The following is a 14,507-nucleotide window of genomic DNA, read 5'->3' on the forward strand; positions in this document are numbered from 1 at the left end:
CGCGACGATCCGCTACAATTTGTTGACGAAAGCCGATGCCGGGGGGTTCAGCATTTGGCTGCCCTGTGGCACAAAAAGCGCATGCGGGGATCGAGTGGCGTAATGCGTAGCCTGTTGGCGCTTGGCGTGGCCGTGATCGCGGCGGCGCCCATGGGGGCACCCGCGATCGCACAGGACGAAAGCGGCTTCCAGACCTATCTGGGCGAGCTTTCGCGCCAGGCGGCGGCCGAGGGAGTCAGCCGGCGGACGATCGATTCGGTGATCCCCACGCTCACCTATAATGCGCGCGTCGTGCAGCTCGACCGGCAGCAGCCGGAGACCGCGCCCAACGCACCCATCTCCAATTTCGAACCCTATCGCCGCGCGCATGTCGATGCCGCGCGGATCAGCCAGGGGCGCGCGGCCTATCAGCGCCAGCGCCCGCGCCTGCAGCGGATCGAAGCCGAGACCGGCGTGCCCGAATCGATCATGGTCGCGATCTGGGGGCACGAGACCAATTACGGCCGGGTGATGGGCGGGTTCGACTTGCCCCGCGCGCTCGCCAGCCTGGCCTATGAGGGGCGCCGTCGCGACCTGTTCGCAAGCGAGTTCATTGCCACGCTCAAGATGATCGACCGCGGCGTGCCGCGCGAGAAGCTGGTCGGCAGTTGGGCCGGCGCGTTCGGCGGGCCGCAATTCCTGCCGTCGGTCTATCTCCGCCTCGCCCGCGACGGCGATGGCGACGGCATGGCCGATATCTGGACGAGCGAGCCGGACACGCTGGCCTCGATCGCCAATTATTTCGTCAATGCCGGCTGGCGAAAGGGGCAGCCCTGGGGCTTTGCGGTGAGCGTGCCGGCCAATCTGAACCGCGCCGCGCTGGTGAACAAGACCAGGGCGCCGCGCTGCCCTCGCGTCTTCGAGCGGCACAGCCGCTGGAAGACCATGGCGGAATGGCGCGCGCTCGGCCTGGTGCCGCAGACCCGCGCCTGGCCGGGCGACAATGTCCAGGCGACGCTGCTCGAGCCTGACGGGCCCGGCAAGACCGGCTATCTGCTCACCGGCAATTATCGCGTGATCCTCGACTATAATTGCTCGAATTTTTACGCTTTGTCGGTAGGCCTGCTCGCCGATGAGGTCGAACGCTAGCATCTTCGCGCTCTCGCTCCTCGCCGCTCTGGGCGGCGGGGCGCCGGGCTATGCCCATGCCGCACAGCGGATGGGCTCGGTCGCCGCACAAGCCTATGGGCCGCTGCAGGACAGTCAGTCCTCCGAGACCTGGCGTGCCGCCGACGGCACGCTGCGTTCGCGCCCCGCGCCGCCGCCATCGCAGCAACAGCCGCAGCCGGACTATCCGCCGGCGCCCGAGCCCGTAGCGCCGCAGCCCGAGCCGCAGCCGCAATGGGCCGATCCCGCGCCCGCCGGGCAGGCGAGCGGCCCTGGTGCCTCCTATGCGGTCCCTGGCAGCGAATCGGTCCAGAAGAAGCGCAACGCGCCCGCGCCGGCCCCTGTCGTCCGGCAACAGGCGCCGGCACCTACGTTGCCGCAAGGCTTTGCCGACCCGACCGCGGGCGTGGCCGGGCCAAGCGGTTCGTCGCAGCCTGGGCCGGGCGAGACGCCGCGCTATGACGAAATCGGCTATGCCGGCATCCGCCCGGTCAGCGGAGGCGGGGCGATGGACCAGGCAGTCGTCGCGGTGCACCGCTCGCTGCCCGCCAACAGCTATGTCGAAGTGACTTCGCTCGATACGGGGAAGACGATCCTGGTGCTGATCACCGGCTCGGATCCCGGCGCCGGCCATCCCATCGACCTGTCGGCCGGCGCCGCGCGGCTGCTCGGCGCGAACGGCGATTCGATCGGCGTGCGGATCCGCACGGTGAACCCGCCGGCGATGGACAAGGCCGCACTCCAGGCCGGCCGCCCCGCCGCCGATCGCGCGGACGCCCCGCAGGTGCTGCTCACGGCGCTGCGCAAGCGGCTTCCCGGCGCGCCCGTCCGCGCGGTGCCGGTCGTCGCCACGCCGCCGGCCTATAGCCCGCCGCGCCCCAGCGCCGCGCCGCGCCCCGCGCCGGTGCGCACGGCGCCGCCCGCTGCCCGTCCGGCCGCGAGCGGCAGATTTATCGTGCAGGTCGCCGCACTTTCTAACGCGAGCCGCGCACAAGCGCTTGCCCAAAGCCTAGGCGGCTTCGTAAAGCCGGGGGGCGGGCTCCATCGCGTCCAGCTCGGTCCCTTCGCCACGGCGGGCGAGGCCGAAGCGGCACGGCGGCGCGCCGCGGGCGCGGGCTATGGAGATGCGCGCGTCCAAGCCAACTGAAAGGCCGGACGAATCACATGAAGAAGTTGCTGCTTGCCGCATCGTTCCTGGCGCTAGCCGCCGCCCAGTCCACGAATGCCGCAGGCCCGCCGCCGTTCGATACGCCCGCGCCGATCGCCTATATGGAGGACCTGTCCTCCGGCGCGGTGCTCTACGCCAAGGATGCCGACCGGCGGATGCCGCCGGCCTCGATGGCGAAGATGATGACCGTCTATGTCGCCTTCGATCTGATCAAGAAGGGCGAGCTGAAGCTCGACAAGCAGATCGAAGTGACGCCCGAGACGTGGAAGAAGTGGCACAGCCAGGGTTCGACCATGTTCCTCAGCGTCGGCCAGAAGCCGACCGTCGCCGATCTGCTGAAGGGCATCGTCACGCTGTCGGGCAACGATGCCTGCGTCGTGCTCGCGGAAGGCATTTCGGGCACCGAGGAAGCGTTCGTTCAGCGGATGAACGAAGCCGGCAAGCGGCTGGGCCTGACCAACAGCCATTTCGGGACGTCGAACGGCTGGCCCGACAACGGCGTCACCTATGTGACCGCGCGCGACCTGGCACATCTCGCCAAAGCGACGATCCAGGACCATCCGGATCTCTACAAGCAATTCTATTCGCTCACCAGCTTCACCTGGGGCAAGACGCTGGGTGCCGGCGCCGACATCACCCAGGCGAATCGCGACCCCCTGCTCGGCAAGGTGCAGGGCGCCGACGGCCTCAAGACGGGCCATACCGACGAAGCCGGCTATGGCTTCACCGGCTCGGCCGAGCAGAATGGCCGCCGCCTGGTGATGGTCGTCGCCGGCCTCACCACCTATAACGGCCGGGCCGAGGAATCGGTGAAGTTCATGAACTGGGGCTTCCGCGCCTGGCAGGGCAAGGCGCTGGTCAAGAAGGGCCGCAAGGTGGGCGAGGTGCAGGTGCAGGGCGGCACTTCGGGCAGCGTGGGCGTGATCGCGCCGCGCGACCTGTCCGCCACCGTGCCCGCGGGCACCGCCCCCGAGATGCAGGGCCGCATCGTCTATAACGGCCCGGTCCCGGCCGGCTTCAAGGCGGGCGACCACATCGCCGATCTCGTCATCGATTCGCCTGGCCTGCCGTCGCAGACGGTGCCGCTGGTTGCCGAGAAGGACGTGGGCGAGGCGGGCTTTTTCGGCCGCGCCTGGCGCGGGTTCTGGTCGCTGTTCGGGATGTGATCGCGGCAGCGAGCCTCACGCCCTTTTCCGCTGTCCCCGCCGGCGCGGGGCCGGCGATATGGTCTGAACGGTCTTGATGCCCCTGATCGGCAACGAACCTGCCCGCGAGGCACTGGCCGCCGCGATGCGGAACGGCAATCTCCACCATGCCTGGCTGATCGCCGGGCCGGAGGGCGTGGGGAAGGGAGCGTTCGCCCGTCAGGCGGCGCTGCGCCTGCTCGCCGAGGCGGCGGGCCGCGATCCGCTCGCTCCCGGCTGGGAGGTGCCGGCGGACAGCCAGACCGTGCATCTGATCGAGGCCGGTGCGCACCCCGACTATCGGGAGCTCGTCCGCCTGCCCAAGGATCCGGACAAGCCCGATGAGGCGCTGGCCCGGTCGATTACCATTGCCCAGGTCCGTTCGCTCCAGCCGCTGTTCGCCACCAAGCCGAGCTTCTCGCCGCGCCGGGTGATCGTGATCGACGCGATCGACGATCTGGAGCGCGGCGGCGCCAATGCGCTGCTCAAGAACCTCGAGGAGCCGCCGGCGGGAACGATCTTCCTGCTGGTGAGCCATGCGCCGGGCCGGTTGCTGCCGACGATCCGCTCGCGCTGCCGGCTGCTGCGCTTCGAGGCGCTGCCCGATGCGGACGTCGCGGCGATCCTGCGCGACCAGCTGCCCGACGCGAATGCGGGCGAGATCGCGGCGCTGGTCAAGGCGGGCGAGGGGTCGCCCGGCCGGGCGCTGGGCTTTGCGGGGCTGGATATCGCCGCGATCGAGAACGAGATGGCCGCGCTCGCCGATACCGGAGACCCTTCCAACCTGATCCGCGCGCGCCTGGCCAAGCTGCTCGGGACCAAGGCCGCGCAGCCGCGCTACGAAGTGTTCCTCGAGCGTGCGCCGAGTTTCATCGCCGAGCGGGCGAAGTCGCGCTCCGGGGATGCCCTGCGCACCGCGCTCGACGCCTATGCCGCGGCACGCGAACTGGGCGGCGCCGCGACCGGGCTGTCGCTCGATGCTTCCGCCACCGTGTTCGAAATGGGCGGTATTCTCGCGCGGCTGGGGCGCGCCTGACGAAGCGCCTGCTCCGTCGCTCCGCCGAAGGCGCGGGAACCAGAGTCTACGAAGCGATCCGCTCCCGGCCCTGGATCCCGGCATTCGCGAGGATGCCGGATCCTATAGCACCAGCCCGGCGGTCTGGTCGAACCCGGCCATGATGTTGAGGTTCTGCACTGCGGCGCCGGCCGCGCCCTTGCCCAGATTGTCGAGCGTCGCCACCAGCCGGGCCTGGCCGGTTTCGGGATTGCCGAAGACCCGCAGCGAAAGCCGGTCGGTCCCCGCATCTTCCTCGATGCGCACCGTTGCCGCGTCGCCGGGCAACACGCGCACGATCGGCGAATCCTTGTACGCCTCGCGCAGCGCGTTCTCGATGGCGTCCAGCGACGGGCGGCGCGTGAAGGCGTGGAGGGGCAGGGGCACTTCGACCAGCATGCCGCGATAAGTCCGCGCCACTGCGGGCTGGAAGATCGGCGGGTGCACGATGCGGGCGTGCTTGGTCATCTCGGGCACGTGCTTGTGCCCGAGGTTGAGGCCGTAGTTGCGGAAAGCAGTGTCGGTATGGCCCGCCGCGCCCGCATCCTCGAACTCGGCGATCATCGATTTGCCGCCGCCCGAATAGCCCGAGACCGCGTTGACGGTCAGCGGATGGTCGTGCGGCACCAGCCCGGCGCGAATCAGCGGGCGGACCAGCGCCAGGAAACCGGTGGGGTAGCAGCCGGGATTGGAGACACGCGCCGCTTCGGCGATCTGGGCCGCCTGGCCGGGCTCCAGTTCGGGAAAGCCATAGGACCAGCCATCGGCGACGCGGTGTGCGCTCGAGGCGTCGATCACGCGGACCTTGGCCGCCTTGATCATCTCCACTGCCTCGCGCGCGGCGTCGTCGGGCAGGCAGAGGATCACGAAGTCTGCCGAATTGAGCGCGTCCTCGCGCTTCGCGGCGTCCTTGCGGTCCTTGTCGCTCAGGATGATCTGCTCGATCCCCGCGCGGCCGTCGAGCCGTTCGCGGATTTCCAGGCCCGTGGTGCCCACGGCACCGTCGATGAAGACGCGGATCGTCATGCCGCCGGGCGCTCCAGCATCGCGGCCGGAACATAGCCGACCAGCGCGTGCCCGGGTGCTACTCCCCAGGCATGGTCGCCCGCGAATTCGAGCACTTCGAACAAGTCCCCCGGCGAAAGCTGGGCGAGCGTCTCCGAATCGGGCCTGGGGCCGGCGTGGAGCGATATGGGCGAAGCGATGATGCGAGGCATAGGCGCCGCATAATGGGGTGCGAACACCCGATCCGCCAGACGCACGTCTGCCAGGTCGCGACGAACGGCATCGACCCTGGGATCGATGGGAACCGAACGGCCCTTCAGCGAGAAACGCTTACGCGCTGGCCCTGCGGGCGACTGGCTCGACGTGCTGGCCAGTGAGGAAATGCCCGAATTCTGCAAGAAACTCTGCCCCTTCCGCGGTCTTGGCGACGAAGATGTTCCGCTTGTCGGTATCGTCGCGTTGACGGCGCAGATAGCCGAGCGTGCCCAGACGATTCAAGGCACGCGTTACGACGGGCTTCGAGACGTTCAAAGCCCGGGCCAGTCCGCGCACGGTATGGGGGCCGGGATCCAGATAGACGAGCATCAGCAGCGCCATCTGCCGATTGGTCAGGTCCGGTTCGCCCGATCGCACATAGTCGACGAGCGTGTTCTTCCAGGAAGAAAGCGAGCTGTCGGTCATTGCGTTCACGGCATATACTCTGTTGTTACGCCCGCGACACACCAGGGCTGATCCACACAACGCGCACGAGGCGATCCGGTTTCAGTCCGGATGCGAAATGTTACGACTTTGTTGAACCGGAGCGGCCGATAGCGGGTTTCCGAAGGTTGATCGGAGCGGGCAGCTCCCCTATGTGCCGCCTTTCTTCAAGAGGTCCGCGCATTTCATGTTCACCTTCCTGCTCATCGTCCAGGCCTTCATCGCCGCGGGTCTCGTCGGCGTGATTCTCCTGCAGAAGTCGGAGGGCGGCGGCCTTACCTCGAGCGGCAGCCCGTCGGGCCTGATGTCGGCGCGCAGCGCAGCGGATTTCCTGACGCGCACCACCGCGATCCTGGCCACCGTGTTCATCGCCATGTCGATCCTGCTCGCCTTCCTGGCGGCGAATCGCCACGGCGCGACCATCGACGCCTCGCTCCAGCGGGCGGCGCCGGTCACCGCGCCGCAGGCGCTGCCGACCACCGCGCCTCCGGGTGGCGCCGTGCCCTTCGCGCCAGGCAACAGCGCGGCCCCGGCCGCGGCGGGCGCGCAGGGCAACAGCGCGGTTCCGCTCGCCCAGTAAATTCGTCGGCCCCGGCCTGATCCGGGGCTGTCCACAAAATTTGTGCGCCGGGGTGTGATTCGCACGCTTGCCGGTGCGCATCCAATCACGTTAGGCGTTTTCTCCCATGGCGCGGTATATCTTCATCACCGGCGGCGTGGTCTCCTCGCTTGGCAAGGGCCTCATGGCGGCGAGCCTCGCGGCTTTGCTCCAGGCTCGTGGCTATCGGGTCCGCATCCGCAAGTTCGATCCCTATCTCAACGTCGATCCCGGCACGATGTCGCCGCACCAGCATGGTGAGGTCTATGTGACCGACGACGGCGCCGAGACGGATCTGGATCTCGGCCATTACGAGCGCTTCACCGGCGTCGCCTCGCGCCAGTCGGACAACATCACTTCGGGCCGGATCTACAAGACGATCATCGAGCGCGAGCGCCGCGGAGACTATCTCGGTGCCACCGTTCAGGTGATCCCGCACGTCACCGACGCGATCAAGGCCTTTGCCCAGGAAGACACCGAGGATCTCGATTTCGTCCTGTGCGAGATCGGCGGCACGGTGGGCGACATCGAATCGCTGCCCTTCGTCGAAGCCATTCGCCAGCTGCGCAACGATCTCGGCCGCAACCAGTCGGTCAGCGTCCATTTGACGCTGGTGCCGTACATTGCCGCCGCCGGCGAGCTGAAGACCAAGCCGACTCAGCACAGCGTGCGCGAGCTGGCTTCGCTCGGCGTTCATGCCGACGTCATCGTCTGTCGCAGCGAGAAGCCGCTGCCGGCGAGCGACCGCGCCAAGATCGCGCTGTTCTGCAACGTGCCCGCCTCGTCGGTCATCCCCGCGCTCGACGCGAAGACGATCTACGGCGTGCCGCTCCAATATCATGCCGAGGGGCTGGACGTCGAAGTGCTCAAGGCCTTCGGCATCGACGTGGCCGGTTCGCCGGACCTCAGCCGCTGGGAAGAGATCGTCGACCGGGTGCTCAATCCCGAGGGCGAAGTCACGATCGGCGTGGTCGGCAAATATATGGGCGTGCCCGACGCCTATAAGTCGCTCACCGAGGCGCTGACCCATGGCGGCATCGCCAACCGGGTAAAGGTCAACATCCGTTGGCTCGATGCCGAATTGTTCGAGCACGACAATGAGGAAGAGATCACCGCGGCGCTCGAGCCGCTGCACGGCATCCTCGTCCCCGGCGGGTTCGGCGAGCGCGGCAGCGAGGGGAAGATCGCCGGCGTCCGCTTCGCCCGCGAGCGCAGCGTGCCGTTCTTCGGGATTTGCCTGGGCATGCAGATGGCCTGCATCGAAGGGGCCCGCGCCGGTGGCGTGCCCGACGCCTCGACCACCGAATTCGGCCCGACCGAGCAGCCCGTGGTCGGGATGATCACCGAGTGGATGACGACGGAAGGCCTGCAGAAGCGCGAGGAAGGCGGCGATCTGGGCGGCACGATGCGCCTGGGCGCCTATCCCGCGAAGCTAGGCGGCAATTCGGTGGTCGCCTCGATCTACGGAGCGGAGGAGATCAGCGAGCGCCACCGCCACCGCTACGAAGTCAACACCGCCTATAAGCCGGTGCTCGAGCAGGGCGGGCTGGTCTTCTCGGGCATGTCGCCGGACGGTTCGCTGCCCGAGATCGTCGAGCGGCCGGACCATCCCTGGTTCGTCGGCGTGCAGTTCCACCCCGAGCTCAAATCCAAGCCCTTCGATCCGCACCCGCTGTTCGCCAGCTTCATCGAGGCGGCGGTACGGCAGAGCCGGCTGGTCTGACCTGATCGTCATCCCGCATGAGTCGGGATCACGATCACTTGCAAAGGCCGGGCCCGGCGCCCGGCCTCTTTCTTCGCATCGCTCTCGCACTATGGGCCGCCCAATGCCGAGCTGCATGCCAGATTGGAGTGCGTCGATGACATCCGCGCCTTGGTCCCCCTGGGCTCGCGCTTGTAATGTAGGATTTTGAATGTTCCTTGTTTGTTCCTAGCAAGCGAGGAGACTTTGGATGGCATATGTGGATTCCGCGGATTTGGCTGGCACTGGCACCGGCCAGGGCGCTGCCATGGTCGGCTTTGTGCAGGCGAAGGCGGGTGCGGTCCCGACAACGGTAGAAGGCAAGCTGCGCGAGACCGTCAGCGCTCGGGACTTCGGTGCCGTTGGCAACGGTGTGGCGAACGATACGGCTGCGATAAACAAGATGCTCGCGGCAATGGGCGGCCCTGGTTCCATCGGCTTCTATCGAACCCATTTCCCCTATGGCGGCTACCGTATCGACCAGCTGCGGTTCGACATGGACGGAGCCAGGCACGACTTCGACCAAGCCGTTCTGATAGGAGCTGCGGATTCCCCGAAGAAGAGTGCCGTGGATCTGCGGGCGGGGCAGTCCTGGCACTATGGCCTCAAGGTTGCGGGGCCCTTCTCCACGACTGCGTACGAATGCGGTGTGCATCACTACACGAACGATCTGGCGTTGTATAACCCCGGCTATCTCGATGTTCATGACGCCTATGTGGAGGGTTTCGAACTCGGCTGGGCGATTGGCGCATTGCCGAGCCAGGGCGGGGTAATTCCGAAGCAGGTCCCCGGTCAGAACGTCCATGCGCCGGACGATGTGGCGATCGACGCGCCCTTGTCCGAACTGACCTATACCAATCCGAAGATAGTGTTCTGTCCGAAGGGGCTTCGCATGGAGCAGCCCAACGGAAAGGTCACGATCATCGGCGGCCGCATTCACAGTGAAAGCGGGAAATGGGCAGGGTATGACACCAGCCAGACCTATGCCGTGGAAATTGCCGACGAGGGATCGGAGCTTTCACTGATCGGCGGGAGCATCGAACATGTGCAGGGCGGGGAGAACGGGGCTTGCCTCAAGGTTCTCGACGGGACACTGCACGTGAACAATGCGGCGCTTGAGACCACCGTGCCGCATTATGTGGCGGGATCTGGCGTGCTTCGTCTCGCCCATGTCCAGAATAACGGGCTGAATGCGACCACTCGAGGGTATCTTGAGGTGCATTCGGGTGCCACCGGCACGTTCGAGATATCGAGCAGCCCAATCCTTTGGCCCTATGGCCGCGTGGGCGCGGATGGTCCGGGATTTCGGGCGGTGTCCGGCCTCGCGGGAGAAACGGCTGTCAATCTGAACTTCGTCTGCAAGTTCGACAAGATCTCCCTCGACGGCGCGCCGGTCAGTTTCAGCGGTGGATATCGGCCCCTCGTGAAGGGATTGCGTTCGATATTTCGCGATTGCGAGCTGCTGTCCCGCTCCTTTCCCGAGGCAAATATCCTGTACCGATACCGGTTGCACGATGGCGAGGATCGACTGAAGGGCGCGGTCGATCGAAACGGCGCATCGACGGGCGCGTTCGCGATGTCACGCACCTCGGCTACCATCGGCGGCTGGACCTTCACCGTCGCGGGCCCCTGCGGCTATGGCTTCGTCACGGCCGGGTTACCCAACATCGCGGGGATCCCGGTTGCCTGTGCGCTTCGATTGGAGAGCGTGGCCGGTGGCGGTACTATATCGGCGCAAACGCCGACCCTTCATCCCAAGCGTGACGGTCTGGAGTTGCTTCGCGGCTTCATCCGCACCGGCACGAGCAGCGCGAATATCTGGATTCGAGCATATTTCTCTCGGTTCGGCGCGGCTGTGCCCATGGCCACGAGCGACATCTTCCTGGGCACGGAAAGCCAGTTCGGCTCCTCCTGGCAACCGCTGCTGCTCACATTTCCCGTGCCTGCAGACTGCGAGGACATGAAGATCGAGATATATTGTGAAAATGGCGCCTGGGTTGAGCTTTGCGATCTGAAGCTCACCTGATTTCCAATATTGCTGGAGCGAGGTCCGGGCCCTGTGGCTGCGGGACCCGCTCTGGCGGTCGGACGTGGTGCGATCACGAACGCTCCCCGAAACTCGCACCCCGTGCCGGAATCCTCTCCAAATCCTGGACAGTATCGACTAGCGAGCGGCCCATGCGTATCCTGTTCGCCGCCCTCGCCCTGTTCCTCACCGCCGCCGCGCCGCCGCAGGATCCCGGCGCGATCCGCGTCCGCATCGTCACTTCGGCGGGCAACATCACGCTCGCGCTCGATGCGAAGCATGCGCCGAAGACCGTCGCCAACTTCATGGCCTATGTCGACGATGGCCGGCTCGACGGCACCCAATTCTATCGTTCGGCCCGGCGCAAGGGCGCCCCGGCCCAAGGCTTCGTCCAGGGCGGTATCGGCACCGATGCACGCCGCATGCTGCCCTCGGTCCCGCTCGAACCGACCAGCCAGACCGGCATTCGCCATCTCGACGCCACTGTCTCGATGGCGCACGGTCCCAATCCCGATGGCGCCAACTGCAACTTCTCGATCATGGTCGGGCCCAATCCCGGCCTCGACGCGCGCGGGGCCTATCGCGGCTTCGCGGCATTCGGGAAGGTGATCTCGGGCATGGATGTGGTGAAGCGGATCCTCGCCCTCCCGACCGGCGGCGGCCGCGATGCGATGAAGGACCAGATGATCCTCCAGCCGGTCAGGATCCTTCGCGTTGAGCGGCTGGACGGTGTCGCCCGGCCGACGGGCTATGCGAAACCCTGGCTGCTCGGGCCCGCATCGCGGTAGTTTCCCGGCCCGGGGAAACCCGGACTTCCTTGGACACAAACCGAAAAAATATTTCCCCCCGATTTGGTTCGATCGGTCCTGCCCTCTCCTATGACGAGGATTGGGATAGATCGAAACGCCCTCCGCTCGCAGGCTTCTCGCGTCTCGCCCGAAGACAGTTTCGGATGCCGGTCCCCGGGGCCGGCGGGGAGGGAGAATTGATGATTATTCAGGATATGCCGATACCGCGGAAGCTTGCGGTCGCCTTCGTCACGCTCGTCTGCATCTTCGCCGGTATCGGCTGGCTGCTCTTCTCGAGCCTGCAAACGGTCGGAACCGCTTCGGAAGACAAGGAGCGCGCGTTCGACGTCACTGCCAGCGCCGACCAGATCATGACGCAGATCCTCGAGGAGCAGAGCGCGGTTCGCGCCTATGTCATTCTCCGGAATCCGGACTTCCTGGCCACCTATCAGGATGCCCGCAAGAAGATCGACCAGGCCGCCGAGGCCTTTCGGAGCAACACCACGCTCCCCGAGCAGCGGGCGCGCCTCGACAAGCTGATGAACGCCGTCCGGGAACTCGACGGCAAGCTCGATCACATGGTTGCGCTTGCCCGCAATCCGGCGACCCAGGCCGAAGCGCAGCAGCTGGCGGGCGTCAAGCAGCTCGGCACGATCCGCGAGGTGATGAGCGAGATCAGCCGGGTCCAGGAAGAGCGCGTGGCCTCGACTCGGAAGGTGGAGGCCGATGCCCGTGCCGGGGCGGTCGCCGCGCTTTCGATCGGCGGTGCGTTCGGCATTGCCATGGCGGTGCTGCTCGGCTGGCTGCTCACGCGGATGATCGCGCGGCCGATCAAGGGGATGACGTCGCTGATGGGCCGTCTGGCCGGGGGCGAGAACGCGATCGAAGTGCCGGGCACCGAGCGCGGGGACGAAGTGGGCGGCATGGCCAAGGCAGTGCTCGTCTTCCGCGATGCCGCGGTCGCCAAGGAAAAGGCCGATGCGGCGAAGCTGGTCGCCGATGCCGAGCAGAAGCATGTCGTCGCCGAGCTTACCAATGGTCTGGAGGGCCTGGCGAAGGGCGACCTCACCGCGGAGATATCGAGCGAGTTCGCGCCCGACTATCGCGCGCTCAAGACCAATTTCAACTCCGCGCTGGGTGCGCTGCGTACCCTGATCGGTTCGGTGGTCGAGGGGGCGGCGAGCATCCGCACGGGTTCGGGCGAAATCGCCCAGGCCTCCGAGGATCTGGCGCGTCGCACCGAAAGCAACGCCGCGTCGCTCGAGGAGACCTCGGCTGCGATCAGCCAGATGGACGATCGGCTCAAGGCGACCGCCAAGTCGGCGGGCAGCACGCTCGCGCGCGCCAATCAGGCGATCGCGACGGTGGGCGACGGCCGTTCGGTCGCCGACGATGCCGTCCAGGCAATGACGCGCGTGTCGGAAAGCGCCAAGGGCATCGACTCGGTGATCGAAGGCCTCGACAAGATCGCCTTCCAGACGCGGGTGCTCGCGATGAACGCCGCGGTGGAAGCCGGGCGTGCCGGTGAGGCGGGGCGCGGGTTTGCGGTGGTCGCCGATCTCGTCAGCGCGCTGGCGATGCGCGCCGAGGAAGAGGCCGGCCGCGCCCGCGACCAGCTGACCGCCACCCAGGCGGATATCGTCGATGCCGTGGCGATGGTGCAGAAGGTGGACGGCGCGCTGGTCGCCATTTCGGGGGACGTGGACGAAGTGCATGATCTGCTCGCCAACATCGCAGCCGACAACGAGGCGCAATCCTCGGCGGTGACTCAGATCGCCGTGGCGATTGGCACGATGGACCAGGCGACCCAGCAGAACGCCGCGATGGTCGAGGAAACCTCGGCCGCCTCGCGCAACCTGAGCTCCGAGGTCCAGCTCCTCTCGGAACAGGCTTCGGCGTTCAACACCGGCAACACCGGTGCGAACCTGGCGCCGGCGCGGCGTCCCGCTCCGGCGGTCGACATCCGCGAGAAGGTCGCGCCGGGCTATGTGTCGCCGGTCAAGCCGCTGCCGGCCGCCGCCGTTTCCGCGCTCACCCGTGCCGATGACTGGGCATCTTTCTGAGAATTTGTATAAGAAAACAGATTTTAAATTTGAAAATATAAGTGCAGCGCGCTATAGTATAAGGGCGAGCATTGGAGAAGGGAGGGCGCGAGCCCTCCCTTCTTTTTTGCCTTGTCGCCCTGGCAGAGCGAGCCAGTTCTACAAGTCGATGTTCCGATAATGTTTCTGCGTCCCGCAAGGGTCGCTCCTTGAACGGGTGAGGCATCGACGCAAACTTCCGTGGCCATGGGCGTCCGCCGGGCCAGCGTTCCGCTCTTCGCGAAGGCGTTCGCCGAAGCTTCGCCGGGCCGTGATCGCGCGATGCGGGCGAACATCGGCGCATGAAGGGGCCGTTTCCCGCATATGACCCCGCATATGACAAAGGGCGCCCGAACCATGGTCCGAGCGCCCCCCGCTGCGACGTCCAAAGGGAGGAAGACGTCGCGAGCTATGGCCGGTCCGTCAGGCCGCGTCGGCTTCGCGGTGATCGATCGAGCTCGACCGGCTGCCGGCGTTCACTGCGATCTTCTTTGGCTTCATTGCTTCGGGCACTTCGCGCACCAGTTCGATCACCAGCAGGCCGTCGGCAAGGTCGGCGTTCTCGACGCGGACGAAGTCGGCCAGCTCGAAGCGGCGCTCGAAGCTGCGGGTGGCGATGCCCAGGTGCAGATAGGCGCCCTGGTTGTTCTCGTTCTCCTCGCGCCGCTTGCCCGCCACCAGCAGCAGGTTCTGCTGCGCGGTGATGTCGATCTCGTTGGCCTTGAAGCCGGCGACGGCGATCGTGATCCGGTAGCGGTCCTCGGCGACGCGCTCGAGGTTGAACGGCGGATAATTTTCGGAAGCCTGCTGGCGGGCGCTGGCCTCGAGCAGGTCGAACAGCCGATCGAACCCGATGGTCGATCGGCGGAAGGGAGTGAAATCGAACTGACGCATATCAAGACCTCCATGCGAAGCGAATTGATCGATGTGCCTGGCGTCCGGTGACCCGCGACGCCGGGCCGGCGGCCCCATCGGGCACCGCTTGGCGCTGAGATTGTGTTGGATCGAACCGCTTTC

General features: G+C 66.6%; 13 protein-coding genes. 9 read left to right on the forward strand and 4 right to left on the reverse strand.

Annotated elements, in window-relative coordinates; genetic code table 11:
- Positions 1 to 102: 102 nt before the first annotated feature.
- The 4 genes from FFS08_RS06100 (at position 103) to FFS08_RS06115 (ending at position 4,534) form a co-directional block, all read left to right on the forward strand.
- The gene (locus tag FFS08_RS06100) at positions 103 to 1,128 is read left to right on the forward strand and encodes a lytic murein transglycosylase (RefSeq protein WP_249341199.1); all 1,026 of its coding nucleotides are present in this window, start codon (positions 103 to 105) and stop codon (positions 1,126 to 1,128) included.
- Positions 1,112 to 2,293 (forward strand): SPOR domain-containing protein, encoded by a 1,182-nt coding sequence (locus FFS08_RS06105; RefSeq protein WP_137863921.1) that lies wholly within the window; start codon positions 1,112 to 1,114, stop codon positions 2,291 to 2,293. The genes FFS08_RS06100 and FFS08_RS06105 overlap by 17 nt, the downstream gene beginning before the upstream one ends.
- Before the next feature lie 17 nt (positions 2,294 to 2,310).
- A complete protein-coding gene (locus FFS08_RS06110; protein ID WP_137863920.1) occupies positions 2,311 to 3,480 on the forward strand; it encodes a D-alanyl-D-alanine carboxypeptidase family protein in 1,170 nt (389 codons plus the stop codon).
- A gap of 76 nt (positions 3,481 to 3,556) precedes the next feature.
- A complete protein-coding gene (locus FFS08_RS06115; protein ID WP_137863919.1) occupies positions 3,557 to 4,534 on the forward strand; it encodes a DNA polymerase III delta subunit-related protein in 978 nt (325 codons plus the stop codon).
- Between the two features lie 102 nt (positions 4,535 to 4,636).
- On the opposite strand, the gene argC is transcribed toward FFS08_RS06115, so the two are convergent.
- The 3 genes from argC to FFS08_RS06130 form a co-directional block, all read right to left on the reverse strand.
- Positions 4,637 to 5,578, reverse strand: coding sequence for an N-acetyl-gamma-glutamyl-phosphate reductase (argC, locus tag FFS08_RS06120; RefSeq protein WP_137863918.1), 942 nt, complete (start codon positions 5,576 to 5,578; stop codon positions 4,637 to 4,639).
- Positions 5,575 to 5,769, reverse strand: coding sequence for a hypothetical protein (locus tag FFS08_RS23985; RefSeq protein ID WP_249341198.1), 195 nt, complete (start codon positions 5,767 to 5,769; stop codon positions 5,575 to 5,577). The genes argC and FFS08_RS23985 overlap by 4 nt, the downstream gene beginning before the upstream one ends.
- 118 nt (positions 5,770 to 5,887) lie before the next feature.
- Entirely contained in the window at positions 5,888 to 6,238 is a 351-nt protein-coding gene (locus FFS08_RS06130; protein ID WP_137863917.1) for a MarR family transcriptional regulator, read from the reverse strand.
- A gap of 205 nt (positions 6,239 to 6,443) precedes the next feature.
- On the opposite strand from FFS08_RS06130, the gene secG reads away from it, so the two are divergent.
- From secG to FFS08_RS06155, 5 genes are all read left to right on the forward strand, one after another.
- Positions 6,444 to 6,836: a preprotein translocase subunit SecG gene (gene secG, locus FFS08_RS06135; RefSeq protein WP_137863916.1), complete on the forward strand. Its 393-nt coding sequence runs from the start codon at positions 6,444 to 6,446 to the stop codon at positions 6,834 to 6,836.
- A 106-nt stretch (positions 6,837 to 6,942) separates the two neighbouring features.
- Positions 6,943 to 8,577 carry a CTP synthase gene (gene pyrG / locus FFS08_RS06140; RefSeq protein ID WP_137863915.1) on the forward strand — a complete coding sequence of 545 codons (1,635 nt, stop codon included), beginning with the start codon at positions 6,943 to 6,945 and terminating at the stop codon, positions 8,575 to 8,577.
- A 229-nt stretch (positions 8,578 to 8,806) separates the two neighbouring features.
- Positions 8,807 to 10,621: a hypothetical protein gene (locus FFS08_RS06145; RefSeq protein ID WP_137863914.1), complete on the forward strand. Its 1,815-nt coding sequence runs from the start codon at positions 8,807 to 8,809 to the stop codon at positions 10,619 to 10,621.
- 152 nt (positions 10,622 to 10,773) lie between these two features.
- Positions 10,774 to 11,409 carry a peptidylprolyl isomerase gene (locus FFS08_RS06150; RefSeq protein ID WP_137863913.1) on the forward strand — a complete coding sequence of 212 codons (636 nt, stop codon included), beginning with the start codon at positions 10,774 to 10,776 and terminating at the stop codon, positions 11,407 to 11,409.
- Between the two features lie 200 nt (positions 11,410 to 11,609).
- Entirely contained in the window at positions 11,610 to 13,472 is a 1,863-nt protein-coding gene (locus tag FFS08_RS06155; RefSeq protein WP_171012494.1) for a methyl-accepting chemotaxis protein, read from the forward strand.
- Between the two features lie 441 nt (positions 13,473 to 13,913).
- Here the strand turns inward: FFS08_RS06155 and FFS08_RS06160 are convergent, their stop codons facing one another.
- Positions 13,914 to 14,384 (reverse strand): Hsp20 family protein, encoded by a 471-nt coding sequence (locus tag FFS08_RS06160; RefSeq protein WP_137863911.1) that lies wholly within the window; start codon positions 14,382 to 14,384, stop codon positions 13,914 to 13,916.
- Positions 14,385 to 14,507: the final 123 nt, after the last annotated feature.

This window comes from Sphingomonas sp. 1F27F7B (assembly GCF_005503355.1).
In the GTDB taxonomy this organism is placed as follows: Bacteria; Pseudomonadota; Alphaproteobacteria; order Sphingomonadales; family Sphingomonadaceae; genus Sphingomonas.

Bases quoted from the DNA above. Each gene is read 5' to 3' on its own strand.
- FFS08_RS06100 (WP_249341199.1), top strand. From the start codon at position 103: ATGCGTAGCCTGTTGGCGCTTGGCGTGGCCGTGATCGCGGCGGCGCCC.
- FFS08_RS06155 (WP_171012494.1), top strand. From the start codon at position 11,610: ATGATTATTCAGGATATGCCGATACCGCGGAAGCTTGCGGTCGCCTTC.
- FFS08_RS23985 (WP_249341198.1), bottom strand. From the start codon at position 5,769: ATGCCTCGCATCATCGCTTCGCCCATATCGCTCCACGCCGGCCCCAGG.
- FFS08_RS06110 (WP_137863920.1), top strand. From the start codon at position 2,311: ATGAAGAAGTTGCTGCTTGCCGCATCGTTCCTGGCGCTAGCCGCCGCC.
- FFS08_RS06145 (WP_137863914.1), top strand. From the start codon at position 8,807: ATGGCATATGTGGATTCCGCGGATTTGGCTGGCACTGGCACCGGCCAG.
- FFS08_RS06160 (WP_137863911.1), bottom strand. From the start codon at position 14,384: ATGCGTCAGTTCGATTTCACTCCCTTCCGCCGATCGACCATCGGGTTC.
- FFS08_RS06150 (WP_137863913.1), top strand. From the start codon at position 10,774: ATGCGTATCCTGTTCGCCGCCCTCGCCCTGTTCCTCACCGCCGCCGCG.
- FFS08_RS06105 (WP_137863921.1), top strand. From the start codon at position 1,112: ATGAGGTCGAACGCTAGCATCTTCGCGCTCTCGCTCCTCGCCGCTCTG.
- FFS08_RS06130 (WP_137863917.1), bottom strand. From the start codon at position 6,238: ATGACCGACAGCTCGCTTTCTTCCTGGAAGAACACGCTCGTCGACTAT.
- secG (WP_137863916.1), top strand. From the start codon at position 6,444: ATGTTCACCTTCCTGCTCATCGTCCAGGCCTTCATCGCCGCGGGTCTC.
- FFS08_RS06115 (WP_137863919.1), top strand. From the start codon at position 3,557: ATGCCCCTGATCGGCAACGAACCTGCCCGCGAGGCACTGGCCGCCGCG.
- argC (WP_137863918.1), bottom strand. From the start codon at position 5,578: ATGACGATCCGCGTCTTCATCGACGGTGCCGTGGGCACCACGGGCCTG.
- pyrG (WP_137863915.1), top strand. From the start codon at position 6,943: ATGGCGCGGTATATCTTCATCACCGGCGGCGTGGTCTCCTCGCTTGGC.